General features: G+C 64.1%; 28 protein-coding genes. 14 read left to right on the forward strand and 14 right to left on the reverse strand.

Annotated elements, in window-relative coordinates; all coding sequences use genetic code 11:
• Nucleotides 1–4 precede the first annotated feature (4 nt).
• The 5 genes from BMX36_RS07495 to BMX36_RS07515 are packed head-to-tail and all read right to left on the reverse strand — an operon-like array spanning nt 5 to nt 4,256.
• Nucleotides 5–370, reverse strand: coding sequence for a response regulator (locus BMX36_RS07495; protein ID WP_066780947.1), 366 nt, complete (start codon nt 368–370; stop codon nt 5–7).
• A gap of 59 nt (nt 371–429) precedes the next feature.
• Nucleotides 430–861, reverse strand: a complete 432-nt coding sequence (locus BMX36_RS07500; RefSeq protein WP_066781080.1) for a chemotaxis protein CheW — start codon at nt 859–861, stop codon at nt 430–432.
• Nucleotides 858–3,137 (reverse strand): chemotaxis protein CheA, encoded by a 2,280-nt coding sequence (locus BMX36_RS07505; protein ID WP_093064249.1) that lies wholly within the window; start codon nt 3,135–3,137, stop codon nt 858–860. Before BMX36_RS07505 ends, BMX36_RS07500 begins: the two co-directional genes overlap by 4 nt.
• 39 nt (nt 3,138–3,176) lie before the next feature.
• On the reverse strand, nt 3,177–3,821 hold the full coding sequence (locus BMX36_RS07510) for a histidine phosphotransferase family protein (protein WP_093064251.1): 645 nt from the start codon (nt 3,819–3,821) through the stop codon (nt 3,177–3,179).
• Nucleotides 3,822–3,845: 24 nt separating this feature from the next.
• Nucleotides 3,846–4,256, reverse strand: a complete 411-nt coding sequence (locus BMX36_RS07515) for a M67 family metallopeptidase (protein ID WP_371262825.1) — start codon at nt 4,254–4,256, stop codon at nt 3,846–3,848.
• 12 nt (nt 4,257–4,268) lie between these two features.
• Here BMX36_RS07515 and BMX36_RS07520 point away from each other — a divergent pair, with 12 nt between their 5' ends.
• The 8 genes from BMX36_RS07520 (at nt 4,269) to bfr (ending at nt 10,388) form a co-directional block, all read left to right on the forward strand.
• Nucleotides 4,269–5,216, forward strand: a complete 948-nt coding sequence (locus tag BMX36_RS07520; protein WP_093064253.1) for an RluA family pseudouridine synthase — start codon at nt 4,269–4,271, stop codon at nt 5,214–5,216.
• A 60-nt stretch (nt 5,217–5,276) separates the two neighbouring features.
• Complete coding sequence (rpoH, locus tag BMX36_RS07525; RefSeq protein WP_066780939.1) at nt 5,277–6,176, forward strand: RNA polymerase sigma factor RpoH; 900 nt, start codon at nt 5,277–5,279, stop codon at nt 6,174–6,176.
• Between the two features lie 119 nt (nt 6,177–6,295).
• Nucleotides 6,296–7,066, forward strand: coding sequence for a hypothetical protein (locus tag BMX36_RS07530; protein WP_093064255.1), 771 nt, complete (start codon nt 6,296–6,298; stop codon nt 7,064–7,066).
• A 142-nt stretch (nt 7,067–7,208) separates the two neighbouring features.
• Nucleotides 7,209–8,015: a sulfotransferase family 2 domain-containing protein gene (locus BMX36_RS07535; RefSeq protein WP_093064257.1), complete on the forward strand. Its 807-nt coding sequence runs from the start codon at nt 7,209–7,211 to the stop codon at nt 8,013–8,015.
• A gap of 74 nt (nt 8,016–8,089) precedes the next feature.
• Nucleotides 8,090–8,263 carry a hypothetical protein gene (locus tag BMX36_RS21660; RefSeq protein WP_177179050.1) on the forward strand — a complete coding sequence of 58 codons (174 nt, stop codon included), beginning with the start codon at nt 8,090–8,092 and terminating at the stop codon, nt 8,261–8,263.
• Nucleotides 8,264–8,349: 86 nt separating this feature from the next.
• Complete coding sequence (locus BMX36_RS07540) at nt 8,350–9,546, forward strand: DUF418 domain-containing protein (protein ID WP_218142144.1); 1,197 nt, start codon at nt 8,350–8,352, stop codon at nt 9,544–9,546.
• Nucleotides 9,547–9,634: 88 nt separating this feature from the next.
• Nucleotides 9,635–9,805 (forward strand): (2Fe-2S)-binding protein, encoded by a 171-nt coding sequence (locus tag BMX36_RS07545; RefSeq protein ID WP_082746307.1) that lies wholly within the window; start codon nt 9,635–9,637, stop codon nt 9,803–9,805.
• Nucleotides 9,806–9,902: 97 nt separating this feature from the next.
• Nucleotides 9,903–10,388, forward strand: coding sequence for a bacterioferritin (bfr, locus tag BMX36_RS07550; RefSeq protein ID WP_066780928.1), 486 nt, complete (start codon nt 9,903–9,905; stop codon nt 10,386–10,388).
• A gap of 74 nt (nt 10,389–10,462) precedes the next feature.
• On the opposite strand, the gene BMX36_RS07555 is transcribed toward bfr, so the two are convergent.
• The 5 genes from BMX36_RS07555 to panB all read right to left on the reverse strand — a co-directional run bounded on the left by BMX36_RS07555 (nt 10,463) and on the right by panB (nt 15,405).
• Nucleotides 10,463–10,897 (reverse strand): Hpt domain-containing protein, encoded by a 435-nt coding sequence (locus BMX36_RS07555; protein WP_066780927.1) that lies wholly within the window; start codon nt 10,895–10,897, stop codon nt 10,463–10,465.
• Between the two features lie 83 nt (nt 10,898–10,980).
• Nucleotides 10,981–12,336, reverse strand: coding sequence for a ribosome biogenesis GTPase Der (gene der, locus BMX36_RS07560; RefSeq protein WP_093064261.1), 1,356 nt, complete (start codon nt 12,334–12,336; stop codon nt 10,981–10,983).
• Between the two features lie 110 nt (nt 12,337–12,446).
• Nucleotides 12,447–13,769, reverse strand: a complete 1,323-nt coding sequence (locus tag BMX36_RS07565; RefSeq protein ID WP_093064263.1) for an outer membrane protein assembly factor BamB family protein — start codon at nt 13,767–13,769, stop codon at nt 12,447–12,449.
• On the reverse strand, nt 13,766–14,479 hold the full coding sequence (locus BMX36_RS07570; protein ID WP_093064265.1) for a tetratricopeptide repeat protein: 714 nt from the start codon (nt 14,477–14,479) through the stop codon (nt 13,766–13,768). The genes BMX36_RS07565 and BMX36_RS07570 overlap by 4 nt, the downstream gene beginning before the upstream one ends.
• 65 nt (nt 14,480–14,544) lie before the next feature.
• Nucleotides 14,545–15,405: a 3-methyl-2-oxobutanoate hydroxymethyltransferase gene (gene panB, locus BMX36_RS07575; RefSeq protein ID WP_093064267.1), complete on the reverse strand. Its 861-nt coding sequence runs from the start codon at nt 15,403–15,405 to the stop codon at nt 14,545–14,547.
• A 309-nt stretch (nt 15,406–15,714) separates the two neighbouring features.
• Between panB and BMX36_RS07580 the strand changes: the two genes are divergently transcribed.
• Together BMX36_RS07580 and BMX36_RS07585 are read left to right on the forward strand one after the other, a co-directional pair.
• A complete protein-coding gene (locus BMX36_RS07580) occupies nt 15,715–16,569 on the forward strand; it encodes an MBL fold metallo-hydrolase (RefSeq protein WP_093064269.1) in 855 nt (284 codons plus the stop codon).
• A gap of 35 nt (nt 16,570–16,604) precedes the next feature.
• A complete protein-coding gene (locus BMX36_RS07585) occupies nt 16,605–17,126 on the forward strand; it encodes a ferritin-like domain-containing protein (protein WP_093064271.1) in 522 nt (173 codons plus the stop codon).
• 84 nt (nt 17,127–17,210) lie between these two features.
• Here the strand turns inward: BMX36_RS07585 and dnaN are convergent, their stop codons facing one another.
• From dnaN to BMX36_RS07600, 3 genes are all read right to left on the reverse strand, one after another.
• Nucleotides 17,211–18,329, reverse strand: a complete 1,119-nt coding sequence (gene dnaN / locus BMX36_RS07590) for a DNA polymerase III subunit beta (RefSeq protein WP_093065368.1) — start codon at nt 18,327–18,329, stop codon at nt 17,211–17,213.
• A 120-nt stretch (nt 18,330–18,449) separates the two neighbouring features.
• Complete coding sequence (locus tag BMX36_RS07595; protein WP_066780246.1) at nt 18,450–19,100, reverse strand: outer membrane protein; 651 nt, start codon at nt 19,098–19,100, stop codon at nt 18,450–18,452.
• A gap of 305 nt (nt 19,101–19,405) precedes the next feature.
• On the reverse strand, nt 19,406–19,996 hold the full coding sequence (locus BMX36_RS07600) for an outer membrane protein (protein ID WP_093064273.1): 591 nt from the start codon (nt 19,994–19,996) through the stop codon (nt 19,406–19,408).
• Between the two features lie 136 nt (nt 19,997–20,132).
• Here BMX36_RS07600 and BMX36_RS07605 point away from each other — a divergent pair, with 136 nt between their 5' ends.
• The 3 genes from BMX36_RS07605 (at nt 20,133) to rlmN (ending at nt 22,522) form a co-directional block, all read left to right on the forward strand.
• Complete coding sequence (locus BMX36_RS07605; RefSeq protein ID WP_093064275.1) at nt 20,133–20,774, forward strand: histidine phosphatase family protein; 642 nt, start codon at nt 20,133–20,135, stop codon at nt 20,772–20,774.
• A 4-nt stretch (nt 20,775–20,778) separates the two neighbouring features.
• Nucleotides 20,779–21,249 (forward strand): invasion associated locus B family protein, encoded by a 471-nt coding sequence (locus BMX36_RS07610; protein ID WP_093064277.1) that lies wholly within the window; start codon nt 20,779–20,781, stop codon nt 21,247–21,249.
• Between the two features lie 97 nt (nt 21,250–21,346).
• A complete protein-coding gene (gene rlmN, locus BMX36_RS07615) occupies nt 21,347–22,522 on the forward strand; it encodes a dual-specificity RNA methyltransferase RlmN (RefSeq protein ID WP_371262859.1) in 1,176 nt (391 codons plus the stop codon).
• Between the two features lie 111 nt (nt 22,523–22,633).
• Here the strand turns inward: rlmN and BMX36_RS07620 are convergent, their stop codons facing one another.
• A complete protein-coding gene (locus tag BMX36_RS07620) occupies nt 22,634–24,928 on the reverse strand; it encodes a CDC48 family AAA ATPase (protein WP_066780239.1) in 2,295 nt (764 codons plus the stop codon).
• Between the two features lie 427 nt (nt 24,929–25,355).
• Here BMX36_RS07620 and BMX36_RS07625 point away from each other — a divergent pair, with 427 nt between their 5' ends.
• Entirely contained in the window at nt 25,356–26,246 is an 891-nt protein-coding gene (locus BMX36_RS07625; protein WP_066780238.1) for a LysR substrate-binding domain-containing protein, read from the forward strand.
• Nucleotides 26,247–26,260 lie beyond the last annotated feature (14 nt).

The following is a 26,260-nucleotide window of genomic DNA, read 5'->3' on the forward strand; positions in this document are numbered from 1 at the left end:
GCGTTCAGGCGACGCCGACGATCTGGAGCTTGCTCGCCAGTGTCTCGCGGTCGAACGGCTTCATGACATATTCGTCCGCCCCCGCCTCGATCGCTGCGCGGATATGGGCCATACCGTTTTCCGTGGTGCAGAACACCACCTTGGGGCGCGGCGAAATGTCGGTTTCGCGAAGCGCGCGCAGGAAATCCATGCCGCTCATCACCGGCATGTTCCAGTCCAGCAGGATTACGTCGGGCGTGCTGGAGAAACAGGCGTCAAGCGCCTCCTGACCGTCACCCGCTTCGGACACGGAGAACTCCAGGCCCTCCAGGATGTGTCGCGCAACCTTTCGGATCACCTTCGAATCGTCAACGACGAGACACGACCTCATTTTTGAACCTCATCATTGCCTGTCCCATCCATTATGGCGGGAAAAGCGTAAGAACGGTGTTAACCGGCCGCGACAATCGTCCCGATGAGGCGGGCGATATCGATCACCAGTAGCGGCTCGCCCCCACGCTCGGCCGATCCGGTCGTCACTTCCGCCCAGCGATGGCCAAGCGAGAGGCCCGGCGGCACTGCCTCCACCTCCAGCGGCGCCACGTCCTCCAACGTGTCGACCAGCACGGCATGATGGTGGCCATCGACCACGGTGATGATCGCGCGGCGCGCATCGTCGGCCGGGGGCGGCAAGTCCAGCAACCGCCAGGTATCGATCACCGTCACCACCCGGCTGCGCAGCGCGGTCAGCCCGCGTACCGCCGGATGCGCGCGCGGCGCGTCGATGATCACCGAGATATCCACCACCGAATCCACCGCATCGGCCGGAACCGCGATCGCGCGGCCGCCGACATGCGCCAGCAGGTGAAGCGTGTCGGTCATCGCGCCGCTCCTGCCTTCAGCGCACTGGCCAGCGCGGCCGAATCCAGCAGCGGCCATCCGGTGTTCGGATCCCGCGCCAGCCTCACCACCTGCCCGCTCGCCGGAACATCGTCGCCGATCCCCAGCGTCACCGTTGCGCGCTCACCCGGTGCCAGTTGGCGCGCCACGCGATAGCCCGCGGCTTCGATCAACGGGCTCAGCATCGCCTCCATCCACGCGCTGTCCGCCCCCTGCATCAGGCAGATCGGCGGCGATCCCGCGGTCGACGCCCGTGGCACGGCGATGTGCAGCGGATCCATGACTTCGATCGGCTCACCGTCGATCACCAGAATGCCGCTAACGCCAGGATCCGCCGATGGCAGGAGCTCCTCGGTGAAGGTGACGATGTCGAGCGCCCGCCGCACCAGATAGCCGGTCGCTGTGTCGGCACCCGGCAGCATCAGCACGGCGAGTTCCCCGTCCGTCGGCGGCTGGTCGGCGTCCACGGACAAAGCCACCAGATCCTCGCGCGCGGTCGCCCACCATCGACCGCCCGCGTGGCGGAGGGATGCCGCGTGCACCGCCTCGATACGCTCCACTGCTACAAGCGGAATCATGCGCCGATGCCCGTCAAGCGCCTCGAACAACAATGCCGAGGTGCCTTCCGCCACCGGCTCCTCCGGCTCCGCCTCCACTTCCACGGCGCGCTCGAAGGAAACGCCGGCAGCCGCCGCCACGCCTGCGCAATCCAGCAGCAGCAGCGGCACGCCCGTATCCGGCAGCATCTGCCCGGCATAAAGACCGGCCGCCATCACCGCCGGCGCAACCGGCTTCACCACCAGTTCCTGCGTGTCGTCCACGCTGTCCACGCCTAGCGCGAAGCTGCCGCTGGACAGATTCACGATCATCAGCATGTCGCCCGGGCCGTCGCTTGTCCCCAGCACCTCGCCCAGCTGCACCACCGGCAGGCGGCGACCACGCACCGTTGCCAGTAGGGCGTCGCCCACCGTGTCGATCCGCACGGCTTCGGACTGAACCGCCAGAATTTCCTCAACCGCCTGCCGGGGCACGGCATAGCGGCTATCGCCTGCGCCGATGATGACGGCTGACAGGATGGCCAGCGTCAGCGGCACCTCGATCGTCGTCGTCAGACCACGGCCGGGGATGTTGTGCAGCCGGATGCTGCCGCCGATCTGTTCGACGTTGGTGCGAACCACGTCCATCCCGACGCCGCGTCCCGACGTCGCCGTCACGTCGTCACGCGTCGACAATCCGGGCTCGAAAATCAGGTCGAGGCGCGCCCGCTCGCTCAACGCGTTCAATTCTGCCGCGCGCGCCGGCTCCTGCTCGATGCGCTTTTTCACCAGCCGGGCGGTATCGATGCCGCGCCCGTCGTCGCATATCTCGACAATGATCCGATTGCCCGACTGCCGGGCAACGATGGACAACCGCCCCGTTTCCGCCTTCCCGGCGCGCCGCCGTGCCTCGGGTGCCTCGATGCCATGGTCGATCGCGTTGCGCACGATATGCACCAGCGGATCACGCAGCAGCTCAATCATCTCGCGATCAAGCTCGACCTCCGCGCCATCGATGGACAGCGACACCTGCTTGCCCAGCGTGCCTGCCGTGTCGCGCACCAGCCGCGGCAAGGCGGAAAAGAGCGATTCGATCGCCTGCATCCGGGTCCGGGTGACGGTGTCACGCAGTTCCGATACGGTCAGCGACAGGCGGTCAATGGCGCTCTCGAGCGACGGATCGCTGCTTTCGCGCAGTCGGCGGGCAAGCTCGTTGCGCGCCAGAACCATTTCCGACACGCCGTTCATCATCCGGTCGAGCAGGTCGACCGACAGGCGTATGCTGCGCGTCGCAGCGCGTGGTGCGGTCACGTTTGCGGCATTGGCGGTCACCAGCTTCAGCGGCGCCGCGGCCGACTTTCCCTCGAGCGCCGCGAGCAGCAGTTCCTCGCCGCTGTCATCCAGCCCGGCACCCGCATCGATCGCCTCGACGATCTCCCCGATCCGATCGATGATCGCGAGTACCGCCGATACGAGCTGCGGATCGGGAGACCGCTCACCCGACCGCACCGTCTGAAGCACGTCCTCTGCCGCATGGCTAAGCCGTGCGAGCCTCGGCAGGTCCAGAAAGCCGCAACTGCCCTTTACGGTGTGAACGAAACGGAAAATGGCGTCGAGCCGCGCCCGGTCGGACGGATCGGCCTCCCACGCGACGATCTCGCCCGACAGGGCGCCGAGCGTCTCGCGCGTTTCCGCGATGAATTCCTGCAGCAGATCGTCCATTGCCCGCCGGCCATGGACCGGAACGGGTAAATGCCTGGTTTACTGTGGACGCATCGTAGCGCCGAACAGCAGCACATTCTCCGCCGGGGCGCTGATCATCACGCGCCCGTCCGCCGCCTTTACCATTTCGTGCACCAGAAAGGCCGCCGCCGCGCGCGGCGTGATCGCGTCCGATGCCCGCCCCTCGACCAGCGTGGATCGCAGTTCTTCGTCCAGGGTGATGCGCGGGCCTTCCACCTTCAGGACGATTTCGATCGCCGCGTCATTCGTCTCGCTGCCGATGTCCAGCGTGCCGCCACGCACCAGCGAGTCGCCGGCGATCATCGCCAGGTTCAGCAGCACCTTGATCGCCGTCTTGGGCAGCATCGGCTCTTCCACCAGCCAATTGACCTGAAGCCGCTTGGTTTCGCCGAACAATCCCTCGATCGCCTGTTGCGCCTCGCGCGTATCAACCGCCTCGCCGAAGCCACCGGCCGCGCCAAAGGCCAGCCGGAAGAATTTCAGCTTGGCCGCAGACGTCCGCGCGCTTTCCGCCAGCAGTTCCATGCACCGCTCGCGCATCGCCGGATCGGTCTCGTCGGCGAGCAGCTCCAGCCCGTTGTTGAGCGCCCCGATCGGCGACAGCAGATCGTGGCACAAGCGCGAGCAGAGGAGGCTTGCGAACTCAACGGGATCGATCGTCATCACTGCTCCATGACTCACCCGAGTCTAGGGCGCAATGGCGAGCGCGACCGGATCAAAGCGGCCGTGCACCGCTCCGTCGCTTGATGCCCGCCACGCGGTCAGGTCCGATCCTGCCACGATCAGCCAAAAGGCACCATCGGCCGCCGCCTGGACGGCATCGGTGGCCGATGGTGCGGCGATGCCGGACGGGTGGGAGTGGTAATGACCGATGACCTGCGGCCCGCCTGCCCGTGCCCGGCGCAGCGCGCGGAACAGGGCGGCAGGATCGATCTCAAAATGAGTAGCCGGTGTTGGATGGACGTTCGCGCATGGCTCAATGGCGTCCACGTCGTTATCATTGCCCAGAAGCAGCCCGCAGGTTTCGACCGGAAAACGCATCGTTTCCGCAATGATCCGGGCAGCCAGCGATCTTGAAATCCGGAGCGTCATATCCATCTACTACACCTAATGGACCGGGGGGTTTCCGTCATTCAAGCGATCATCGCTCCAGCTGCCGATGGCTGGCGGCTGGATCGCGCCCTTGCGGATGCCGTGCCTACCCTCTCGCGCGAGCGGCTCAAGGTTTTGATCAACGCCGGTCATGTCGAACGGGATGGCGTGCTGGTGCGTGATCCGGCGAAGCGCGCATCGGCGGGCGAGGTGTTCGCCGTCGCCGTGCCCGCGCCCGCGCCGGCGCACAACGAGGCGCAGGACATTCCGCTCGTCGTCGCCTTTGAGGACGATCATCTGATCGTGATCGACAAGCCCGCCGGGCTCGTCGTCCATCCCGCGGCCGGCAATCTCGATGGTACCCTGGTGAACGCGCTGCTGCATCATTGCGGCGGTTCGCTTTCGGGGATCGGGGGCGTGGCGCGGCCGGGGATCGTCCATCGGATCGACAAGGATACGTCCGGTCTGATGGTGGCCGCCAAGACCGACCGCGCGCACGAAGGGCTGGCGAAGCAGTTCGCGGCGCACTCGATCGACCGCCGCTACAAGGCAATCGTCGGCGGCTATCCCGTGCCGCCCGCCGGCACCGTGGATGCGCCCCTCGCCCGCTCGCCGCATAACCGCAAGAAGGTGGCGATCGTCGCGAACGGCAAGCGTGCCGTCACGCATTACCGCACCGAACATCGGCTGCGGGAGGCTGCGCTGGTCGAATGCCGGCTGGAGACCGGCCGCACCCATCAAGTGCGCGTCCACATGGCCTCGATCGGCCACGCCTTGCTGGGCGACCCGGTCTATGGTAGAACAAAACAAGCTCACAAGCGTCAACTTGATGAACTTTCATTCTGCCGACAGGCGCTTCATGCCGCCCGGCTCGGCTTCGTTCATCCGATCACAAGTGTCGCTTTGTCGTTCGAAAGCGTGATGCCTGCAGACATGCAGGAACTGTTCAGTCAACTCGACGTATAGGGTGAAAGCGCCTCGCTGTTGCGCGACAGGCGTTTCCCCGGAAAGGGAGATTGTAATACCATGGCAAGCGGCAACGTCCCTGCGACGATCCCCGCACTCGGCGGCGAGCAGAGCCTCAACCGCTATCTCGCCGAGATCAAGAAGTTCCCGATTCTGGCGCCCGAGCAGGAATATATGCTCGCTAAGCGTTTCCAGGAGCATGGCGATCCGGAGGCCGCGGCGCAGCTCGTCACCAGCCACCTGCGTCTCGTTGCCAAGATCGCGATGGGCTATCGCGGCTATGGCCTGCCGGTGTCCGAGCTGATCAGCGAGGGCAACATCGGCCTGATGCAGGGGGTGAAGAAGTTCGAGCCCGATCGCGGCTTCCGCCTCGCCACCTATGCAATGTGGTGGATCCGCGCGTCGATCCAGGAATTCATCCTGCGCTCGTGGAGCCTCGTGAAGATGGGCACCACCGCCGCGCAGAAGAAGCTCTTCTTCAACCTGCGCCGCATGAAGGCCCGGCTCGACGCGTTCGAGGACGGCGATCTCACGCCGGAGAACGTGCAGAAGATCGCCACCGATCTCGGCGTGACCGAGGCGGATGTGGTCAGCATGAATCGTCGCATGGCGATGGGCGGCGATACGTCGCTCAACGTCTCGATGCGCGAGGATGGCGAAGGTCAGTGGCAGGATTGGTTGCAGGATGATTCGCCCCTGCAGGATCAGGTGGTCGCCGAGGCACAGGAAGCCGACGTGCGCCACGACATGCTGGTTAGCGCGATGGACAACCTCAACGATCGCGAAAAGCACATCCTGACCGAACGGCGCCTGACCGACGATCCCAAGACGCTGGAGGAACTGAGCCAGGTCTATGGCGTCAGCCGCGAACGGGTTCGCCAGATCGAGGTGCGCGCCTTTGAGAAGCTGCAAAAGGCGATGATGAAGATCGCAGGCGAAAAGCGCCTTCTGACCGCCTGAGGATCGACAACCGTGCTTCGAATCGGCGAAGCACGGTGCGGTCCGGTGCGAACCCAGATGCGGACGGGGCATTGATGCCGCACTCGCCGCATCTGTGATCCTGTCCTAAGACCCTTATCATGTGGCGGGACATCAAGCAGCTTTATGCCGACAGCGCGGCGTTCGCGCAGGCATTGCCGATCCTCTTTTCCATCCCAATGCTCATCGAATTCGCGCAGCACGTGGTGGAGATCGACATCGGCTTTTACCGTCACGGCCTCACCGCCGCCGCCGCCTTCGATCAGCGGCGCCTCGCACTGGGCTTTGCGAAGGTGCTGGCGCTTCTGCTTCCCGGTTATTGGTTCGTACGCTTCATCGCGTCACGCCGCGACGCCGGTTTTGCGAAGCGGATCGAGCGTCCTGCGGCCACTCTGTTCGCGGTGCAATTCGGCCTCCAGGCCATGTTTCAGTGGCTGGCGCTGTTCGGCCCGCCATTCGGCATAACGTTGGGGCTCGGACCGCGACTGTCGAACTACGCGCAGCTGGCAGCCACGATCGGGGTCAGCGTCATCGGCGTTTATCTCAGCGCCTGGCTCGTCGCCTGGCCACTCGGCAATCCCCGGATCGGCCCGTTGCGGTCGATCGCCATCATGGCGGGCAGCTTTTGGCGAACGGTCGGTTATATGGTGGCGGGTACAGTGCCGCTGATGTCGCTCCACTATCTGCTCGGCTACGGTGCGCTCGGCAGGCCTGAGCCGCTAGTCTGGGCGATGATGGCTGTTGACGCGCTGGTGGTCGGGGTGCTCGCGCTCACCACAAGTGGCGCGGTGTACCTTGGCGCTCGTCATGCGTCCGAACGCCGGAATGTCGACCTAACAGGGCGAGCAAAGGCCGCTGAGTTCGGACGTTGATCAGCGGCGATGTTCTCGGAAATAATGATCGCCTGGTACGCAGCAGGGTGCGACCCCGAAGGGTGACACGGCGTTGAGCACAGGCGCAATTGCTGCCATTCGCAGTGGTTCGGCGCGACAGGCGATGCGCTGAGGAAGAGGATTGATCGTGGCGTTCGGCGATATTGTTCAAGGCAGCCTGCAGGACTTTGTCAACATCGACCGCTTCGACACGGAATTGTGCGTCTTCATCCATATTCCAAAAACCGCAGGCTCGTCGCTCTCCACGGAACTGGATCGCATGCGACCACCCTATCACAACATCCATCGCAAATACTTCTACGGTGACACCGTCACGTTTTCGCGCATTGAGGATGAAATCGCAGCGGTGATCGACAGCGGTGCTCTTGCCGACGCACGATCCTGTTCGGGCCACTTTTCCTGGACGCTCGCCGCACCGATTCGCGCCGCACGACCTGATGCGCGTGCCTTTACCTTCCTGCGGGATCCAGTGAAGCGGGTGATATCGGACTATCGATATTCACGGACTCCGACCCACCCGACCTACAAGGAGACGATCGAGCGTTTCCCTACCATCGAGAGCTATATCGAAGCGCCCGAAACCCAGGACAAGATGGCCCGCTTCCTCATGCCCGGCGATGTTCGCACGCCTCATGAGATCGATACCTTCATCAGCACCAATTATGCTTTCGTCGGTCTGCTCGAAATGTATCCGCTATCCTTTAACATCCTGTCCCTCCTGCTCGGACATGATCGGATGCCGTCCGAGCACAAGCGCAAGACGGAAAACACCGTCGACAATGCGGTGGATGAGACGCCTCGCCTTCGCGCGATGATCGCGGAATGCAATCAGCGGGATACAGTCTTGTACGACATTGTTCGCCACAAGTTGCTCACGGTGCGGGATGATTGGCGCGCTATGCGGGAGCAGAGCCGCCCCGCGGCCTGATCCCTTTCCTATTCAGCCAGCGCTCTGTATCGCAAACCTGACGGGCCCAGCGGGGCGATACCGGCGAGTTTATCATGGGTTTGATACGTTTCGATCCGTCGTCCGATTACGTGATCTTCTTCGCCAGCATGCTGGTTCTGCTGATCGTCACCACCATCGCGCTTGAGCGGGCCTCCCCCAGCCGTCGAAAGGCACGGCGCCGCGTTCGCCGTGGGCATGGCGATCAGGTCGGCGAGCTCATCGACTGATCAGCGACCTTCCTGCCGCCCCGACGCAGTCCGCCGACATCTCCGCTCCGACCGCTCGCCTGGCACGGATCGAGACGATCGATGCCGTGCGTGGTGTTGCGGTGATGGGCATCCTCCTGCTCAACATCGTCAGCTTCGCCCTGCCGCGCTACGCCTATGTGGATCCGACCTTCTATGGCGGGGCCACCGGGGCGAACTGGTGGGCCTGGGCCGCGACCTTCGTGATCGCCGATGGTAAGATGCGCGGGCTCTTCACGATGTTGTTCGGGGCCTCGACCGTCATGATTGCGGAGCGCACGCTGGCGCGGCGCCGTTCACCGGTGCAACGCCATTATGCGCGCATGATCAGCCTGTTCGCGATCGGCATGGTCCACGCCTATCTGATCTGGTCGGGCGACATTCTGGTGCTCTACGCGCTGTGTGGAAGCATCGTGTTCGTCGCATGGAGGTGGGACACCTCACGTCTCCTCGCCATCGCAGCTCTGCTGATGGCGTGGCAACTGGCCAACGGCGCGCTGGATTTTGCCGCGGCCCGTTACTTTCAGGAGCGCGCAGCAGCTTCCGACGCACCGGCCTCCGTTCGCGCCGAATGGGCTAAGTATCGCAGCGGTCTGGATCAGCTGCGCGCGGATCGGTCGGCCGAGTTGCAGGCATTCCGTGGCGGCTGGGGTGACGTGCTGCCGATGCGGATCGCCATGACGGCAGAGGCGCAACGGACGGCGCTCCCCCGCACGATGCCTGAGACGATCGCCTTCATGCTGCTGGGCATGGTCCTTTTTCGCAGCGGCTTCTTCAGCGGCCTCTGGGCAAGCGCGGCGTACCGATCCGTTCTCCTGTTCGGATATGGTATCTGTCTGCCGTTATATCTGCCGCTCATTCAGTGGATCGATGGCACCGCGTTTGACCCCATCACATTGCTGCTTTCGGAGCCGCTCCACCTTGTTCTCCTGCGCCCCGGTGTCACGCTGGCCCACGCTGCCCTCATCATCCACTTCGCCCAGCTAAAATCTGGGCGCCGGATCGTCGCAGCGCTAGTCGCAGTGGGTCGCACCGCATTCAGCAACTATCTGGGCTCCAGCCTCATCGGCACATTTCTATTCTGCGGGTATGGGCTAGGCTGGTTCGGTGAGCTTGATCGCTGGCAGCTCTACCCGGTCGTTCTTGGTATTTGGGTATTGATGCTTCTCTGGTCGCCCTGGTGGCTTCGGCGGTTTTCGTTCGGTCCCTTCGAGTGGCTCTGGAGGTCGATGTCGGAGGCCCGCTGGCAAGCAAATCGCAATTGATCGCACGTCCTGTTGCGAACCACCCGCAAAAGCTCTTGCGAGCTCCTCGCACTAGCGGTAGGTGATGAGACGCAAGAAGGAGTGGTTCATGGTTGTCTGCGTTTGCAACGCCATTCGGGAATGCCAGGTTCGTGAAGCCGCCCGCGCTGGATCTACAACTGCCTGCCAGGCTTACCAATCACTCGGACGTCAGCCAAAATGCGGCCAATGCACGCCGTTTGCGCGAGCGATTATCGATGAAGAGCGTGCTGCTGCGTAACACTCGCAGCTTCTAAAATCGGCAGAAATCCGCCGTTTTTTCATTGCTAAGCCACGGTTCGCCACGGTAAAGACGTGGCTAACACGGAGGCATTGCAATGAAGGGCGACGCGCGCGTCATCGAGTTTCTGAACGAGACGCTGAAGAATGAACTGACGGCAATCAACCAATATTGGTTGCACTACCGCCTGCTTGAGCATTGGGGCATCAAGAAGCTCGCCGAATACGAGCGGCACGAATCCATCGACGAAATGAAGCACGCCGATTGGCTGGCGGAGCGCATCCTGTTCCTGGACGGCCTTCCGAACTTTCAGCTGCTCGGCCGCCTGCGCATCGGCGAAACGGTGGAGGAAGTGCTCAAGGCTGATCTCGCAATGGAGATCGAGGCCGTTGCACAACTCAAGGCCGCGATTACCTATTGCGAAGAGGTCAAGGACTTTGTCAGTCGCGACCTGTTCACGCGCATCCTCCTCAGCGAGGAAGAGCATGTCGATACGCTAGAACGGCAGTTCGAGATGATCGAGCGCATGGGCCTGCCCAATTACATTCAGCTCAACGCCGAGGCGGACAAGCCGCACGGCTGATATCGGATCTTCGCGCGGGCGTGAACGGCACGTCCGCGCGGAGCCGCCAATACGGCACCATCAAGCGCTCCTCGTCAGCCGCGGCCGAACCCGCCAGGCACGGGGCGTCTTCCAAAACCGGTAACGGGCCGACGAACCGGCGTCGGATCTGCTTCGCGGTCCAGCGCCGCCAGCGTGCTTGTAAACAGCGGCCGCAACTCGATCACATCTTCCAGCACCGCCTCCGGCGTGTCGCGGCTCTCCACCAGGTCCCGGGCCATGAATTCGATCTTTTCGGCCAAATCGGCCAGCGGAAAGGCGCCGAACTGACGCGCCTCTCCTTTCAGTGTATGAGCCGGAATCACGAGCCCCGCCGCATTGCCAGCGCGCAGCGCGTCCTCGATGGCAGCCACCGACTTTGTGCCATCCTCGCGAAAGTAACCGAGTATCCGGGGCAGATCAGCGCCAAGCTCCCCCTTGGTCTTTGCGAACGATGGCCAGTCCACCAGAGTGCTACCTTCGAACGACACGATCTTGCCCCCACAGCAGGTCACGAAGCAGCCGGACGCTTCCCCTTCACCAGCCTAACAGGCCATTGGTAAACAATAGATAATCAAGAACCGCCAAATGGATTTTTCGGCGCGCGAAGCGTCAATCGGATTGGAACTGCACCGAAGCCCAGATCGCGACGTAGCGAATTGACCAGATAGCGCTCATAGCTGGCGGGCAATTGATCGACCCGCGTGCCGAATACTACGAAGCTCGGCGGCCGCGACTTAACTTGTGTCACATAGCGCATCTTGATTCGCTTGCCGCCCGGCGCTGGCGGAGGGTTCGCCTCGATGGCGCGCTCAAACCAGCGATTAAGCTCGCCGGTCGGCACCCGGCGCGACCATGCCTCCCGCGTCTCGAAAGCCGCGGACAGCAACTGATCGATGCCGCGTCCGGTCATGGCGGAGACAGTGATCAGGGGCACGCCCTTCACCTGGCTAAGTCCGTCGCCCAGCGCCGCCTTGACGCCGTTGAACAGCGAAGACGGGTCCTGCGCCACATCCCACTTGTTCAGCGCGATGATCAGCGCCCGGCCTTCCTCCAGCACCCGATCGGCAATGCGCAGATCCTGCGATTCGAGGCCCAGAGTGGCGTCGAGCAGCAGCACGACGACTTCCGCGAAGTCGACAGCGTGCAACGCGTCCGCGACCGACAGCTTCTCCAGCTTGTCCTGAACCTTGGCCCGCTTGCGCATACCCGCGGTATCGATCAGGCGCACCGGGCGGCCCTGCCATTCCCAATCGATCGCGATCGAATCACGCGTGATCCCCGCCTCCGGGCCGGTGATCATGCGGTCCTCGCCAAGCATGCGATTGACCAGCGTCGACTTGCCGGCATTAGGACGCCCCACGATCGCAAGCTTCAGCGGCGCGGCGAGGTCGTCCTCGGCGCCGGCATCGAGCGCGCCTTCATCCTCGCGCTCGAGATAGGGCAGTAGCGCCTCGAACAGGTCGCCCATGCCCTCGCCATGCTCCGCGGAAAGCTGCACCGGATCGCCGAAGCCCAGTGCCATCGCCTCCAGAATACCTTGCTCGCCCGCGCGTCCTTCGGCCTTGTTGGCGACAAGAACGATTGGCGTGGTGGAGCCACGCAACCATCGCGCGATCTCCTCGTCCAGCGGCACCACGCCAGCGCGCGCATCGACCATGAACAGCGCCACGTCCGCCGCGGCTACCGCCGCTTCCGTCTGGAGCCGCATCCGGCCCGGAAGGGAATGGGCGTCATGATCCTCATAGCCGGCCGTATCGACGATCCGAAAATCCAGACCGAGCAGGTTGGCGTCGCCCTCGCGGCGATCACGCGTGACGCCGGGCCGGTCATCGACCAGCGCGAGCTTTTTTCCGACTAGGCGGTTGAACAGCGTCGACTTGCCGACATTGGGTCGGCCAACGATTGCGACGGTGGGAAGGCGTGTCATCGCGTGCCCCTACAACTCCCGCCGCAGTAGCGAAAGCAGGATCGCCCGAATTCGCGTGACCGCGGGTAAGGAGCGCGGCGCCACGCTCACGGCGTGGCGCACCGTCCATGTCAACGATAGGCTGACAACTTCCCGTCCTGATCGAGCACATAAAGCGTCTGGTTGGCCACGACCGGCGGCAGCGTGAACGATTTTGCTGCTTCCATCGTCACCTGCACGCTGCCGTCGGCGGGCGATGCGGCGACCAGCTCACCGCGCGAATTGGTCAGCCACAATCTGTCGCCGGCGAGCACCGGCCCGTACCAGGTATAGGCGCCCTTCCTCTTCTCGACGTTGCGATAGGCCTGCAACTGCCCAATCCAGCGAACCTTGCCATTTGCGCGAGACAGGCAGACCAGCCGCGCATCATCCGTGATGATGAACAGCCATTCGCCCGCCAGCCATGGCGTGCTGATGCTGGCGAAATTCTGCTCCCACAGGCGCTGGCCGGTCGCGATCTCTACCGCCACCATGCGACCGCCCTGCCCCACGGCATAGGCCCGGCCGTCCTCGATCACCGGATCAGCGTCGATGTCCGCCAGACTGGAAACGGAGGTCGAGATGCTCGTACGCGACAGGGCATCCTGCCACAGCGTGCGACCGTTTTCGTAGCGATATGCATTCAGCTCGCCCGAGGAGAAGCCGGCGACAATTGTGCCTGCGGCGGCAGCCGGCGCGGCAACGCCGAACACGCCCTGCGTTTCCACGCTGGCCGTGCCGGTCCACACCACCTTGCCGTCATTCTGGTCGAGCGCGAACAACTGATTGTCCTGGCTCAGCACGTATACCTGGCCGTTTGCCACGGTGGGCGCGCCGCGCAGCGGACCGCCAGGCTTCACCCGCCAGGCAATCGCTCCGTCCGCCACGTTGAGCGCAACAACGTCGCCCAGGCCATCCGTGGCATATACCTTGCCCGCATCATAGCTGACGCCGCCGCCAAAGCGCGCCGCCTCATTCTCCTCGCTCTCCGACAAGGCAACGGTCCACTGCGCCGCCCCCGTGTCCGCTGAGAAGGCATGGAGCCGCGCATCGACGTCGACCACGAAGACGCGCCCTTCCGCCACCACCGGCGCAGCGCCAAGCTGCTGGCGATTGGATCCGCCATCGACGCTTGCCGTCCACAACCGTGCCGGCGACCCGCCAAGCGCCAGATGGCCCATCGACTTGGCCGCGTTACCGCCTGGCTGGGACCATTCCGGATTGGCCACGGCAGCCGGCAGAAGGACCTGCACGCCGGCAAGCGAAGGGTCGACCTCTGCGGCATTTTCCGCTGCAAGGATGGGCACCCGATTACCCACCGTTGGCGTCTTCTTCGGGTCAGACTTGAATACGCCGCAGGCGCTGAGCCCCATCAACGCGGCAAGCGCAACAGGTGCGGCAATCGACTTCTTCATTGCTTGCTCACGTCCTCTTTCGTACCCGCGTCCGCCGGTACGGCATCGACGCCCAGTACGCCTGCCATCTGAACCGCGCGTTGACGAATTGACGGCGGCACCTGCTCGGCCTGGGCGATCTGCCCGAACAGCCGCCCCGCCAGATCCCGTCGGCCCTGCTTCAGATAGGCGAGCGCCACCAGTTCGCCGGCGCTGCCGAAATAGGCGTTCTCGGGCACGGCGACGCCGCGCAGGCGGGCCACGACCTGATCGGGCTTGATCGTGTCATATTCGGCCATGGTCTGGCGGACGAGCGCGAGCTGACGGAATGGTTCCGCCAGCGACTGATCGGCCGCGATCGCGCCAAACTTGGCAGCTGCGCCCTTCAAATCGTTTTTCTGGAGCAGCAGATCAGCCTGGGTGAACAGCGCCACGGCGCGATAGCCGCTCGAGTCCGACTTGGTCAGTTCGGCAATCTGGGGCGCGGCCTTTTCCGTCTGACCGGCAGCCAAATTGTCCCACACCAGCTGCAACTGCTCGCCCTCGCGGCCGGCCGCCTCGCGCTGCTGGTGTTGCCAGTAGAGATAACCGGCGAAGATCGCCAGGCCGAGCGCCACCAGCGCGGCGATCGCCAGGCCCCAGCGACGCCACAAGGCGGCCGCCTGCTCCTTGCGCAGTTCCTCGTCGACTTCGCGCAGGAACGCTTCGTTATTTTGCGGCGTTAGCGCCACGGCTTACTCCAACTTGGCGGGAAGGCGGCGGACCTTAGTCGCGCACGCGAGAAAACGAAAGCGGCTCACGCCTTGGGGGCGTAGGTCTGCTCCGCGGTGGGAAAGGAGCGGGCCCGCACATCCTCGGCATAGGTCGCCGCGCGCTCCGCGATATAGCCCGCCATGTCGCCATAGCGTTTGACGAAACGCGGTACGCGCTCGAACATGCCCAACATGTCTTCGGCCACCAGCACCTGGCCGTCGCATTGCGCCGACGCGCCGATACCGATCGTCGGCACGTCGATGGTGCGCGTGATCTCGATCGCGATGGGCTCCACCACGCCCTCGATCACCACGGAAAAAGCGCCCGCCCCGGCCACGGCTTGAGCGTCGCTGATAATCTTCTGCGCCTCGGCTTCCGATCGCCCCCGCGCGCCATAGCCGCCGAGCGCATTCACCGCCTGCGGCGTCAGACCGACATGCCCCATAACCGGAATGCCGCGCTCGGACAGGAAGGCGACGGTGGGCGCCATCGCCACTCCTCCCTCCAGCTTCACTGCCGCCCCGCCGGTCTGCTTCAGCAGCCACGCCGCGCTTTCGAACGCCTTTTCCGGGCTGGCTTCGTAACTGCCAAAGGGCATGTCCACGACCACCATGGAATGATAGCTGCCCCGCACCACCGCCGCGCCATGCGCCGCCATCATGTCCAGCGTGACCGGCACGGTCGATGGAAGTCCGTAGATCACCTGGCCTAGGCTGTCCCCCACCAGCAGCATGTCGCAATGCGGATCCAGGATCTGGGCCGTACGCACCGTATATGCCGTCAGCATCACGAGCGGCTCCTTGCCCTTGCGCTGGCGCACGGCCGGAACGGTCACTCGCTTCATCGGAGCAGCGACTGGTGTCGCGCGACTGGTCGAGCTGTCGATGGTGAAGGTGGTGGACATGCACAGGCGCTTAGCCGGTTCGGGCGAGACGATCCAGCCGCTCCCCGCGCAGCGCGCGCCGGCCCGCTCGCGTCCACGCGGTCCGCTCCCCCCAGCCGCAGCAGCGGCAGCGCAATCTTCTGCGGCAGGCAACGTTACTGATCCAGGTTACTGCGATTGCAGCAAAAACGGCGCTGCGCGAGAAAACTTCCGCGCAACTCACGGGTTCTTCTCCGCACGCAACATGGGGCTCGGCGGAGACTTCAGATTGTCGAAATCGGCCAACCGACCCGTTCGATGGGTCCAAGCAATGCTCAACTGGGAGCCGAAATGCGCATTCACCATCTGAATTGCGGCACCGACTGCCCACTCGGAGGCGCCCTGTTTGACGGGCGAAGCATCGGTCCGCTCGGCCAGATAGTTTGCCACTGCCTGCTCATCGAAACGGACACGCATGGTCTGTTGCTGGTCGATACCGGCTATGGACTTCGCGATGTAGCGCACCCGCATCGTCGCCCGGCGCCGCGCATCACTCTTCCTTGGCGTCTGATGCTCAACATCCGCCTGCATGAGCGAGAAACCGCGATCCGCCAGATTGAGGCCTTGGGCCACCGCGCATCGGACGTGCGGCATATCGTGGTGACTCACCTCGATTTTGATCACGCTGGCGGCCTTGAGGATTTCCCCAACGCAACCGTTCACGTGATGCAGCGGGAATATGACGACGCGACCGGCCCCCATACCGGCTTGGTAGCCCGCAACTGCTGGCGGACGCGGCAGCTTAACGATGTCGCGAACTGGCGCCGTTACGGCGCGCGCGGTGAGCCATGGTTCGGCTTCGATGCGGTGCGCGACCTGGAGGGCTTGCCGCCGGAGATCCTGCTTGTTCCCCTGCCCGGCCATACCTGGGGCCATGCCGGCGTCGCGGTTCGGCAGGATGAAGGTCGCTGGCTGCTCCACGCCGGCGACGCTTATTTCTACCGGGGCGAGATGCGCTCGGCCCGGCGCAAGTGCACACCGGGCCTGCGCGCCTACCAGCGCCTCATGGAAGTCGACGCCGACAGCCGAATGGGAAACCAGGCGCGGCTTCGCGCGCTGTCTGTGGAGCGCCGCGACGAGGTTACGATCACCTGCACGCACGATCCGGTCGAGCTGGAACGATGCCAGGCGGGCAATCCGCTGTGACGCAGCAAAACTCTTCAGCAAAGGAGCCGAGAAGTATGGCAAGCCGAGATGTTCTGCAGGAATTGTTCGTTACCGGGCTGAAGAACGCCCATGCCGTGGAGAAACAGGCGCTATCGATCATGACGCCCCAGGTGACCCGGATCGAGAATTATCCCGAGGTGGCCGACCGCCTTCGGCTGCACATCGAAGAAACCAATGGGCAGATCGCGCGGCTGGACGAAATCCTGGCCGAGTTCGACAGCAGCGGATCCGCGCTGAAGGACATGGGCCTCAGCATGTCGGGCAGCATGGCGGCGCTTGCGCATACCGTCGCTGGCGACGAGATCGTCAAGAACAGCTTCGCCAACTACGCCTTCGAGCATTTTGAAATCGCAGCATACAAGTCACTGCTGGTGATGGCGGAGGACGGCGGCTTCGCAAGGGCGATGCCCCTGCTCAAGCAATCGCTTGGCGAGGAGGAAGCGATGGCGCGCTGGATCGACGAACATCTGCCGGTCGTCACCCGCCGCTACGCCACCCTCTATGCCGAGGGCGGCTCTGCCAAGGCAAAGGTCTGATCCGTCACCGTCTGGGAAGCATAGAAAAAGGACCGGGCAATTCCTCGCCCGGTCCTCTGTTCTTTCGGTCAGATCGCGGCCGGATCAGACCCGCATCGGCATTAGCACATAGAGCGCCGGTGCCTTGTCATTCTCCCGGATCAGCGTCGGGGCTGCCGCATCGGCCAGATGCACCTCCACCAGATCGCCGTCGATCTGGCCCAGGATGTCCAGCAGGTAACGGCTGTTGAACCCGATCTCGAACGGTGCCGCGACATATTCGCCCGGCACTTCTTCGGCGGCCGTGCCGTTTTCCGGGCTGGTCACCGAAAGCGTGATCTTGTCGCGGTCGAGCGCCATCTTCACGGCGCGTGTCTTTTCGGTGGCGATGGTCGACACTCGATCGACGCCCTCCATGAAGGCGGACGGATCGAGCCTCAGGATTTTGTCGTTGCCGGTCGGAATGACGCGGCTGTAATCCGGGAAGGTGCCGTCGATCAGCTTCGAGGTCAGGATCGCCTGCCCAAGGTCGAAACGGATCTTGGTACTGCTCAGCGACACGCCCACCGAACCGTCGATCTCGTCCAGCAGCTTGCGCAGTTCGGCGACGCACTTACGCGGCACGATCACGTCGGGCATGTTCTCCGCGCCTTCCGGCCGCGGCAATGTAACGCGGGCCAGTCGGTGGCCGTCAGTCGCAGCCGCTTTCAGCACCGGCTGCGAGCCGCCGTCCTCGGACACGTGCAGGAAGATGCCGTTCAGATAATAGCGCGTCTCTTCGGTTGAGATCGCGAAGCGCGTCTTGTCGATGATCTGCTTCAGCGCTTCGGCCGGCATTTCGAACTGCGTCGGCAGTTCTCCTTCCGCGATCACCGGGAAGTCGTCGCGCGGCAGCGTGCCAAGCGAAAATCGCGCCCGACCGGCTACGATCGTCATTCGGCCTTCCGCCGCGGTGAGCGATACCTGCGCGCCCTCCGGCAGCTTGCGGGCGATATCGAACAGGGTGTGCGCCGACACGGTCGTCGCGCCCGGCTGATCGACCGCCGCGGCCACGCTTTCGTTGATCTGCAGATCCAGATCGGTCGCCATCAGGCGAAGCGATCCTTCGGCCGTCGCCTCGATCAACACGTTGGACAAAATCGGAATGGTGTTGCGGCGTTCCACCACCGATTGGACATGGCTCAGCCCCTTCAGGAGCGTTGCGCGTTCGATCGTCGCCTTCATCACTTCATCCCCCGGCCCGCCGGATTCGACCAGGGGCAACTCGCCTGTTTCCTAGCCAAACAGAAAGGGCCGGAGCAAGCGCCCCGACCCTCCTTTTCGCCAGATAGTTGTATCTGCCGCTCAGAAGCGGAAGCCAACACCTGCTGCCACCTGGTGACGGTCGGTGTCCACGCCGAACGTGCCGGTGCTGGCGCCATTCGGGTAGTTCAGGCGGGCGTCGCCATAGTTCGAATAGCGGTATTCGAGCTTGGCATAGGTGTTCGGCGTGAGCGACTGCTCGACGCCCGCACCCAGGCGATAACCGTCCAGGTTGAAGTTACGGCCGGTCTCGGTCGTCGTGTCGTTGCGCGTCAGGTCGAGACGGGCATTGGTATAGCCCACCTTGCCGTACACCAGCGTGCGCGGGGTCGCGAGGAAGCCGATGCGGGCACCGGCGTACAGATCGCGGCCCGCCTTCACGCGGCCATAGCCGAAATCACTGGGATCGTTCGGATCATTGTCGACGCGGCCGGTCGAGCCGGTGATTTCACCCTCGATGCCGACGACAAGATTGTTGAACGCCACATCATAGCCGATCTCGCCGCCATACAGGAATCCGTCGCTGCCCTGGTCTCCGTTGATCATCGAGTCTTCGGTTTCGCCCGGACGCAGGCCATCATAACCGAGGATCACGCCAGCGCGCGGGCCGGTGAACGGCCCGGCATCCTGCGCCGCCGCAGGAACAGCAAGAGCGGTGGTGGCGGCAAGCGTCGCCAGGATGAGGTTACGCATAATCAAACTCCATCTACTGTCCGCCATCAACCTCGGCGGGCAGGGCGGAAATGGGCGATCCGCCGGGATGTTGCATGAACGTCAGATAAACGGGCATTTTCGTTGTTTTTGCGCCACACTGCCTTGAACTCGGCAGCTGCTGGCCTATCGCGCGCAGCACGGTTTTGGAGCATTCGCTTCACATCGCCGGCGCACGCCCGCAATTTGACCGGCTTACCGATCCTCGATCAGCCCGCGCTGAACTCGTCGAAATACCCGTCCCAAGCAGGTGATCCGACAAGCCCAGCACGAACGAAGGCGGCGGCTCAGAAGCGCACGCCAACACCTGCCATCAGTTGATGGCGATCGGCATCGATGTCAGCGCCGTTCTGATCACCGTAGTGGGAGTAACGATACTCACCCCTTACGAAAAAGCGCGGCGAGATCGCATATTCCAGGCCCGCACCGAGGCGAAAGCCGTCTAGATTCTCGGAATCACGTGTGGCTTCCGTAGCACTGTTGTAGCGCGTCGTGACCCGTGCGTTCGTGTACCCGGCCTTGGCATAGGCCATCAGCTTCGGAGAGATCACATAACCGGCGCGAACACCGATGTAGAAATCACGACCGGCATCGGATCGCAGCCGGTCGCCGGCGGTAAGCACGTCACGGCTGCGATCGCGCACCGTCGAGTCCGTGATCTCGCCTTCCACGCCAAGCCGCGTCCGGCCCAGTGCAGCATCATAGCCGGCCGCCGCGCCATAAACGAACCCGTCATCGCCCTCACCGCCGCTGGAGATGTTGTCGTAACCGCCCAGCGCTTCGAGGCGGAAGCCGCTGAAGTCCGGCTTGTCCTGTGCGGCGCACGGGTTGGCCATCATCGCTGCAATGGTCGCGGTGGAGATAAGCAGAAGGCGCATCGAGGTTCCCTTTCTTTGTCGAACAACCGCCGGGTGGCGGCCTCGCCCCGCTTCCTTCCTTAGTCTCCACCGCGCCTGACACCCGGCCGCGCCGAAAGCCGTTGCTTTCGCGCCCGCAGCGACCAATGACGCACCCATGACGATGAGTCCTTTCGAGCGACGCGGTCGCGATTTCGTCGCCCGGCACGGCGAAACCGTCTTCAACGCCGCCCGCCGGCTGCAAGGCGACGCGCCTCACACTCCGCTCACCCGCGCCGGTTTCGCGCAGGCGGAAGAGATGGGACGCGCCTTGCGCGATTACTTAGGGCCCAAGCCGAAGCTCACCATGTGGGCATCCTCCGCGGGACGCGCCTTGCAGACGCTGGCGATCATCGCCGAGCATCTTGAGCTCGACTGGCACGACGCGCGGCACGATGATCGCCTGATCGAGATCGGCATGGGCGCGTGGGGCGGCCGATATTATGCCGACGTCATCGGCGAAGTAGGCCCCGTAGTGGACGAGCGCGGCCTCTTGCGGTGTGCGCCTGACGGTGAACGGTATGAAGCGATCGCGGCACGCGTCTCGGGGTGGCTGGGTGACACGCAAGACGACGATGGTGACCGCCTGGTCATCATGCATGGCATTTCCAGCCGCGTGATGCGCGGCGTGATGACCGGCGCGCCGGTCGATCCATGCGGCGCCCCAGTTCTTCCGGCGCATCCGCAAGGCACGGTAACTATGATTGAGCGCGGACGCGAAACGGTGGTGCACCTCGGCACCGGCTACGCCCCGGCCTGACCTCTTGCCGTTCGTCTGGTCGTTCGTCTGGGGGTTGGCCACTTTGCTCGCCGGGGATCGCGCGACGGTCGGCGTCTATGGTGCCTGGGGCGCCTTTCGTCAGGGGCAGCCGGCGCGCTGCTACGCTATCACTGCTCCGATCCGCGCGCGATCCGATGGCTTCGCGAGCGTCGCCGCGCGGTTCGGGCGCACCGGGCGACCGGCGATCTACATCCGCCTGTCCCGCCCCCGGGCGCAGGCGGCGCCGGTCACGCTTTCCATCGGGGATCGCCGCTTCACCCTCTCTGGTAATGCGGGCGCGGCTTGGGCAGCGGACGCCGCCACCGATCGTGCGATTATCTCTGCGATGCGCGGCGGACGCAGCATGAGCATTTCAGCCGTCAGCTTGCGCGGACGCCCTTTTGCGGACAGCTATGCCTTGGGCGGAGCGGCGACCGCGATTGACGCCGCCACGCTGGAATGCCGCCCGCGCTGACACCAGCCGATTTGCGCCGATCCATTGCCGTGGATGGCTGGAAATCGCCGGCATTTTCCACTATGTGCACGCGATGCAGACAGTGTCGGCCGCTCCCATGCCCATCCCGGGGCACATCGATCCCGTGCCCGTGGCACGCGCGATAACGCCGCGCGCGGACGGCCGCGTGGACCTTGTCGGTCTCTCCAAGACAGAGCTGCGGGAGGCGCTCGCCGCCGCCGGGCTGGAGTCCAAGCAGGCGAAGCTGCGCGCCAAGCAGATCTGGCACTGGATCTACAATCGGGGTGCCACGGACTTTTCGGTGATGACCGACATTGCCAAGGCGCAGCATCCTTGGCTGACGGAACGGTTCGTGATCGGCCGCCCGCAAGTGGTGGAGGCGCAGGTTTCCTCTGATGGTACCCGCAAGTGGCTGCTCCGCTCGGACGATGGGCAGGACTTTGAGATGGTGTTCATCCCCGATGCCGATCGGGGCACCTTGTGCGTGTCGAGCCAGGTCGGGTGTACGCTGAACTGCACCTTCTGCCACACCGGCACGATGAAGCTGGTCCGCAACCTGACCGCCGGCGAAATCGTCGGCCAGGTCATGCTGGCGCGCGATGGCCTCGGCGAATGGCCCAGCCAGCCCGAGGGCCGCATGCTCACCAACATCGTGATGATGGGCATGGGCGAGCCGCTCTATAATTTCGAGAACGTCCGTGACGCGCTGTCCGTGGTGATGGACGGCGACGGTCTCGCCTTGTCGAAGCGCCGCATCACCCTGTCCACCTCTGGCGTCGTGCCGATGATGGCGCGCGCCGGCGCGGAGATTGGGGTCAACCTTGCCGTCTCCCTCCATGCGGTCACCAAGCCGGTCCGTGATGAGATCGTGCCGCTCAACCGCAAATACGGCATCGAGGAACTGCTGCAGGCTTGTGCCGACTATCCCGGCGCCAACAACGCGCGGCGCATTACGTTTGAATATGTGATGCTGAAGGACAAGAATGATTCGGACGACGACGCTCGTGAGCTCGTCCGCCTGCTGCGCCACTACAAGCTGCCGGCGAAGGTGAACCTGATCCCATTCAATCCCTGGCCCGGCGCGAATTATGAATGCTCCACGCCGGAGCGGATCCGTTCCTTTTCGAACATCGTGTTCGAGGCCGGCATCTCCGCGCCTGTTCGCACCCCGCGGGGTCGTGACATTGACGCCGCCTGCGGTCAGCTGAAGACCGCTGCGGAACGCAAGAGCCGCGCTCAAATGGATCGCGAAGCCGCCGCGGCGGAGGCATGATCTCTGTCCCCCTCCCGGTTGCGTGAGGGGTTAGGAGAGAGTCTGTCGCGCAGGTCCTGGCAAGGACAAGCCCTCCTCCCGCCCTTCGCGAAAGCGGGAGGGGAGCCCTAGTCAGTCCTTCTTCTCTCCCCTAGGCGTCAGCTGCCCGGGGGTGATGAACCCGATCGGCTGGATCGACGCCGCGTCCTGCTTCAGCTTGGCCGCAATCTGCTCGTAGTCGCGCTCCATTTCCGACGTAACGCTCGCACGCGACTCCTCCAGCGCGGCGAGGAAGTGCGATTGACGCACTTCCTTCGTCTGAAGTGATTCGCGCAGCGCGATCATACCGGCGCGCCGCACCACATCCTCCAGATCCGCGCCCGTGAAGCGATCGGTGCGCTCGGCGATCACATCCAGGTCGACATCATCGGCCAGTGGCATCTTCTGCGTCTGAATGGCCAAAATCCGACGGCGCCCGGCGGCATTCGGCACCCCGACATAGATCAGCTCGTCAAAGCGTCCCGGCCGCAGCAGCGCAGGATCGACCAGATTGGGCCGGTTGGTCGCCCCGATCACGACCACGGACTGCAATTCCTCCAGCCCGTCCATCTCGGCGAGGATCGTGTTCACCACCCGCTCGGTCACCTGCGGCTCGCCAAGGCCGCCGCCACGCGCCGGCACCAGCGAGTCGAGCTCGTCGATGAAGATCACCGTTGGCGCCACCTGCCGTGCTCTGGCGAATAGCCGCGTGATCTGCTGCTCGCTCTCGCCATACCATTTCGACAGAAGGTCACTCGATTTGGTGGCGATGAAGTTCGCCTCCGCCTCGCGCGCCACCGCCTTGGCGAGCAGGGTCTTGCCCGTGCCCGGAGGCCCATACAGCAGGAAGCCCTTCGCCGGCCGAATGCCGAGACGCCGGAACGCATCCGGGTCCTTTAGCGGCAGCTCGACGCCTTCCTTGAGCCGCATCTGCGCATCGTCCAGCCCGCCAACATCCTCCCAGCGAACGGTCGGCGCCTGCACCATCACCTCGCGCATGGCACTCGGCTGGACACGCTTCAGCGCCTCCATGAAATCCTCGCGCGTCACCGCCAACGTATCGAGCACCTCGGGCGGGATCGTGCGCTCCTCCAGGTTCAGCCGCGGCATGATCCGTCGCACCGCCTCGATCGCTGCCTCACGCGTCAGCGCCGCCAGATCTGCGCCGACAAAACCAAACGTGGTCCGCGCCAGTTCGTTCAGGTCGACCTTGTCGCCCAGCGGCATACCGCGCGTGTGGATGCCCAAAATTTCCCGGCGCCCGCGCTCGTCGGGCACGCCGACAATAATCTCGCGATCAAATCGGCCTGGCCGGCGCAGCGCCTCATCGATCGCCTCTGGACGATTGGTCGCGGCGATCACGACCAGGTTCGCGCGCGCCTCCAGCCCGTCCATCAGCGTCAGCAGCTGCGCGACAACGCGCTTCTCGGCCTCACCCGACACCTGCCCGCGTTTGGGCGCGATCGAGTCGATCTCGTCGATGAAGACGATCGACGGCGCAGACTTGGACGCTTCCTCGAATACCTGGCGCAGCCGCCCTTCGGATTCGCCATAGGCCGAGCCCATGATCTCCGGGCCGTTGATCAGGAAGAATTGCGCGTCGCTCTCGTTCGCGACCGCGCGGGCAAGCCGCGTCTTGCCGGTGCCGGGCGGGCCATGCAGCAGCACGCCCTTGGGCGGATCGACGCCCAGCCGCTGGAACAGCTCGGGATAGCGCAGCGGCAGTTCGACCATCTCGCGCAGCTGATCGATCGTCGCTGCCATGCCGCCGATATCGTCATACGTGACGTCGGCGCGCCGTGCGTCGTTCGGCTCCTCATATTCGGGACGAAGCTCAACCTCGGTATTCTCGTCGATGTGGACGATACCCTTGGGCGCAGCAGATACGACGACAAGGCGGATCTCCTGCAGCGCATAGGCGGGCGCGTTGACGAACTGCTGCATGCCCGGCGGCATGTTCGCCACGCGCTGGTGGCCGGCGGTCGCCACCACGTCACCTTGCGCCAGCGGCCGGCCAATGAAGGTGCGCTTCAGCGCCACGGTGGAGCCCTGAAGCCGGAGGTTCTGCGCCGCCGGTGCGAAGACGACGCGAGTCGCCGGATTCGACTCCGCCTTGCGCACTTCCACGAAGTCGCCGGAGCCAACGCCCGCATTTGCGCGCTGCAAACCGTCAATGCGGACGATCGCTAGCCCCTCATCCTCCTGATAGGGACCAACGGCCCGTGCCGGCGTCGTTTTCTTGCCGATGATCTCAATCACATCGCCTTCGGTCAGCCCGAGCGATGCCATGAAGGCGCGTGGCAGGTGTGCGATGCCTCTTCCGCTGTCTTCCGGCCGCGCGTTAGCGACCTGCAGCTTCTGGGTCGTAGCGGGTTCGCCATCGGCCAATGCGCTTCTCCTTTGTGCGTCGAGGCTGATAGATAAAGGCGCGACGCGCGTTTTGGAGGGGGGCAGGACCGCTTTCCGGTGCTCGCTGGCCATATTCCGAAGGGCGCTTGTATTCTCGTGTGTTCTCGTCGGGCGACCCCGACCGAGGAGAGCGGCTTGCGGCTCCTACGTTTCGTTCGTCGGTCCAGCAGAGGTGACGACGCCGATCCTGCTATGGAACGGACAAAAAAAGGGGCCGGTCACGTGGACCGGCCCTGAAAGTTTTTAGGAGAGGATGCCTGAAAGGCACGCCTGATTTGGTTGATGCCGCCCCATTGTGCAAGTGCGAAGAAACGCACCACAATTGCATTTTCTGCAAATGTGGTTATCGCTATCATCGCTGATGGGCATCGAACGATCCGGTGCTCGGCGAAGGATCACTACTCCCATGCGCCGACTGCCGCCGCTGACCGCAATCGAGGCATTCGTTGCCGTCGCGCGGCTTGGATCGGTCAAGGCGGCTGCGGAGGAACTCGCGCTGTCTGCCCCGGCGCTCAGCCGTCGATTGCAGACGCTGGAACGTTTTCTCGGCCGGCCGCTGTTCGATCGTCGTCACCAGGCCATGGTCCTGAACGGCGACGGCGATCGTCTGCTGGCGCAGATCGCGCCGCTTCTCGATCAACTGTCCGACGCCGTCGAATCCATGACCAGCGCGGCGGAGGTCCTTCGGCTCCGGCTCGGCGTGTTGCCGCTGTTCGCCTCTCAGCGCCTTTTCCCACGACTGGCGGAATTGCGCTCCGCTCACCCAGAACTGCACCTCGACATCGATACCGGCGCCCATGGCATGGCGCGGCTGGGCGAAGGGTTGGACGCCGTGATCGCCCTGGCGCGCGATGTCGATCCTGGCCTCTATGCACGGCGACTGGACCGAAACATGGTCTATGTGATCGGTGCCCGATCATTGATCGAGCGGTCTGATCCCATCATCCATCCGCAGCAGCTCGCAACGCTCACCGCGCTCGTTCACCGCGAAATGCCGGATACGTTCGTCGCCTGGCGAACCGCTGCCGGCTTGCACGATATCGAGCCGCTTGCCGTCGACCATTTCGATTCCGGCGCGCTGATGCTGGAGGCCGCGGCTCAGGGCCTGGGCGTTGCCTTCATGCATGAAAGCCATTTTCTGGACGCCGGCGATCCCCGCCTCGTCCGGCTCTTCGATGTCGAGGTGGAAAGTCCGTACAGCTATTGGTTCGTCTGCCGCCCGCGCGCGCTGCAACTAAAGCAAGTGCGCATCTTCCGCGACTGGCTGATCACCACGCTGGGGTCCGAGGCGGTCTGACGATTGGGCGTCTC

The sequence above is a fragment of the Sphingomonas sp. OV641 genome (genome assembly GCF_900109205.1).
Lineage (GTDB): Bacteria > Pseudomonadota > Alphaproteobacteria > Sphingomonadales > Sphingomonadaceae > Sphingomonas.

Excerpts from the sequence above, each read along its gene's own strand:
- BMX36_RS07545 (WP_082746307.1), top strand. The coding sequence starts at position 9,635 with ATGGTTGTCTGCGTTTGCAACGCCATTCGGGAATGCCAGGTTCGTGAA.
- BMX36_RS07625 (WP_066780238.1), top strand. The coding sequence starts at position 25,356 with ATGCGCCGACTGCCGCCGCTGACCGCAATCGAGGCATTCGTTGCCGTC.
- BMX36_RS07530 (WP_093064255.1), top strand. The coding sequence starts at position 6,296 with ATGTGGCGGGACATCAAGCAGCTTTATGCCGACAGCGCGGCGTTCGCG.
- BMX36_RS07510 (WP_093064251.1), bottom strand. The coding sequence starts at position 3,821 with ATGACGATCGATCCCGTTGAGTTCGCAAGCCTCCTCTGCTCGCGCTTG.
- BMX36_RS07605 (WP_093064275.1), top strand. The coding sequence starts at position 20,133 with ATGACGATGAGTCCTTTCGAGCGACGCGGTCGCGATTTCGTCGCCCGG.
- BMX36_RS07515 (WP_371262825.1), bottom strand. The coding sequence starts at position 4,256 with ATGGATATGACGCTCCGGATTTCAAGATCGCTGGCTGCCCGGATCATT.
- BMX36_RS07505 (WP_093064249.1), bottom strand. The coding sequence starts at position 3,137 with ATGGACGATCTGCTGCAGGAATTCATCGCGGAAACGCGCGAGACGCTC.
- BMX36_RS21660 (WP_177179050.1), top strand. The coding sequence starts at position 8,090 with ATGGGTTTGATACGTTTCGATCCGTCGTCCGATTACGTGATCTTCTTC.
- panB (WP_093064267.1), bottom strand. The coding sequence starts at position 15,405 with ATGTCCACCACCTTCACCATCGACAGCTCGACCAGTCGCGCGACACCA.
- BMX36_RS07565 (WP_093064263.1), bottom strand. The coding sequence starts at position 13,769 with ATGAAGAAGTCGATTGCCGCACCTGTTGCGCTTGCCGCGTTGATGGGG.
- BMX36_RS07585 (WP_093064271.1), top strand. The coding sequence starts at position 16,605 with ATGGCAAGCCGAGATGTTCTGCAGGAATTGTTCGTTACCGGGCTGAAG.
- BMX36_RS07600 (WP_093064273.1), bottom strand. The coding sequence starts at position 19,996 with ATGCGCCTTCTGCTTATCTCCACCGCGACCATTGCAGCGATGATGGCC.
- BMX36_RS07595 (WP_066780246.1), bottom strand. The coding sequence starts at position 19,100 with ATGCGTAACCTCATCCTGGCGACGCTTGCCGCCACCACCGCTCTTGCT.
- dnaN (WP_093065368.1), bottom strand. The coding sequence starts at position 18,329 with ATGAAGGCGACGATCGAACGCGCAACGCTCCTGAAGGGGCTGAGCCAT.
- bfr (WP_066780928.1), top strand. The coding sequence starts at position 9,903 with ATGAAGGGCGACGCGCGCGTCATCGAGTTTCTGAACGAGACGCTGAAG.
- BMX36_RS07520 (WP_093064253.1), top strand. The coding sequence starts at position 4,269 with ATGGACCGGGGGGTTTCCGTCATTCAAGCGATCATCGCTCCAGCTGCC.
- BMX36_RS07500 (WP_066781080.1), bottom strand. The coding sequence starts at position 861 with ATGACCGACACGCTTCACCTGCTGGCGCATGTCGGCGGCCGCGCGATC.
- rlmN (WP_371262859.1), top strand. The coding sequence starts at position 21,347 with ATGCCCATCCCGGGGCACATCGATCCCGTGCCCGTGGCACGCGCGATA.
- rpoH (WP_066780939.1), top strand. The coding sequence starts at position 5,277 with ATGGCAAGCGGCAACGTCCCTGCGACGATCCCCGCACTCGGCGGCGAG.
- BMX36_RS07580 (WP_093064269.1), top strand. The coding sequence starts at position 15,715 with ATGCGCATTCACCATCTGAATTGCGGCACCGACTGCCCACTCGGAGGC.
- der (WP_093064261.1), bottom strand. The coding sequence starts at position 12,336 with ATGACACGCCTTCCCACCGTCGCAATCGTTGGCCGACCCAATGTCGGC.
- BMX36_RS07495 (WP_066780947.1), bottom strand. The coding sequence starts at position 370 with ATGAGGTCGTGTCTCGTCGTTGACGATTCGAAGGTGATCCGAAAGGTT.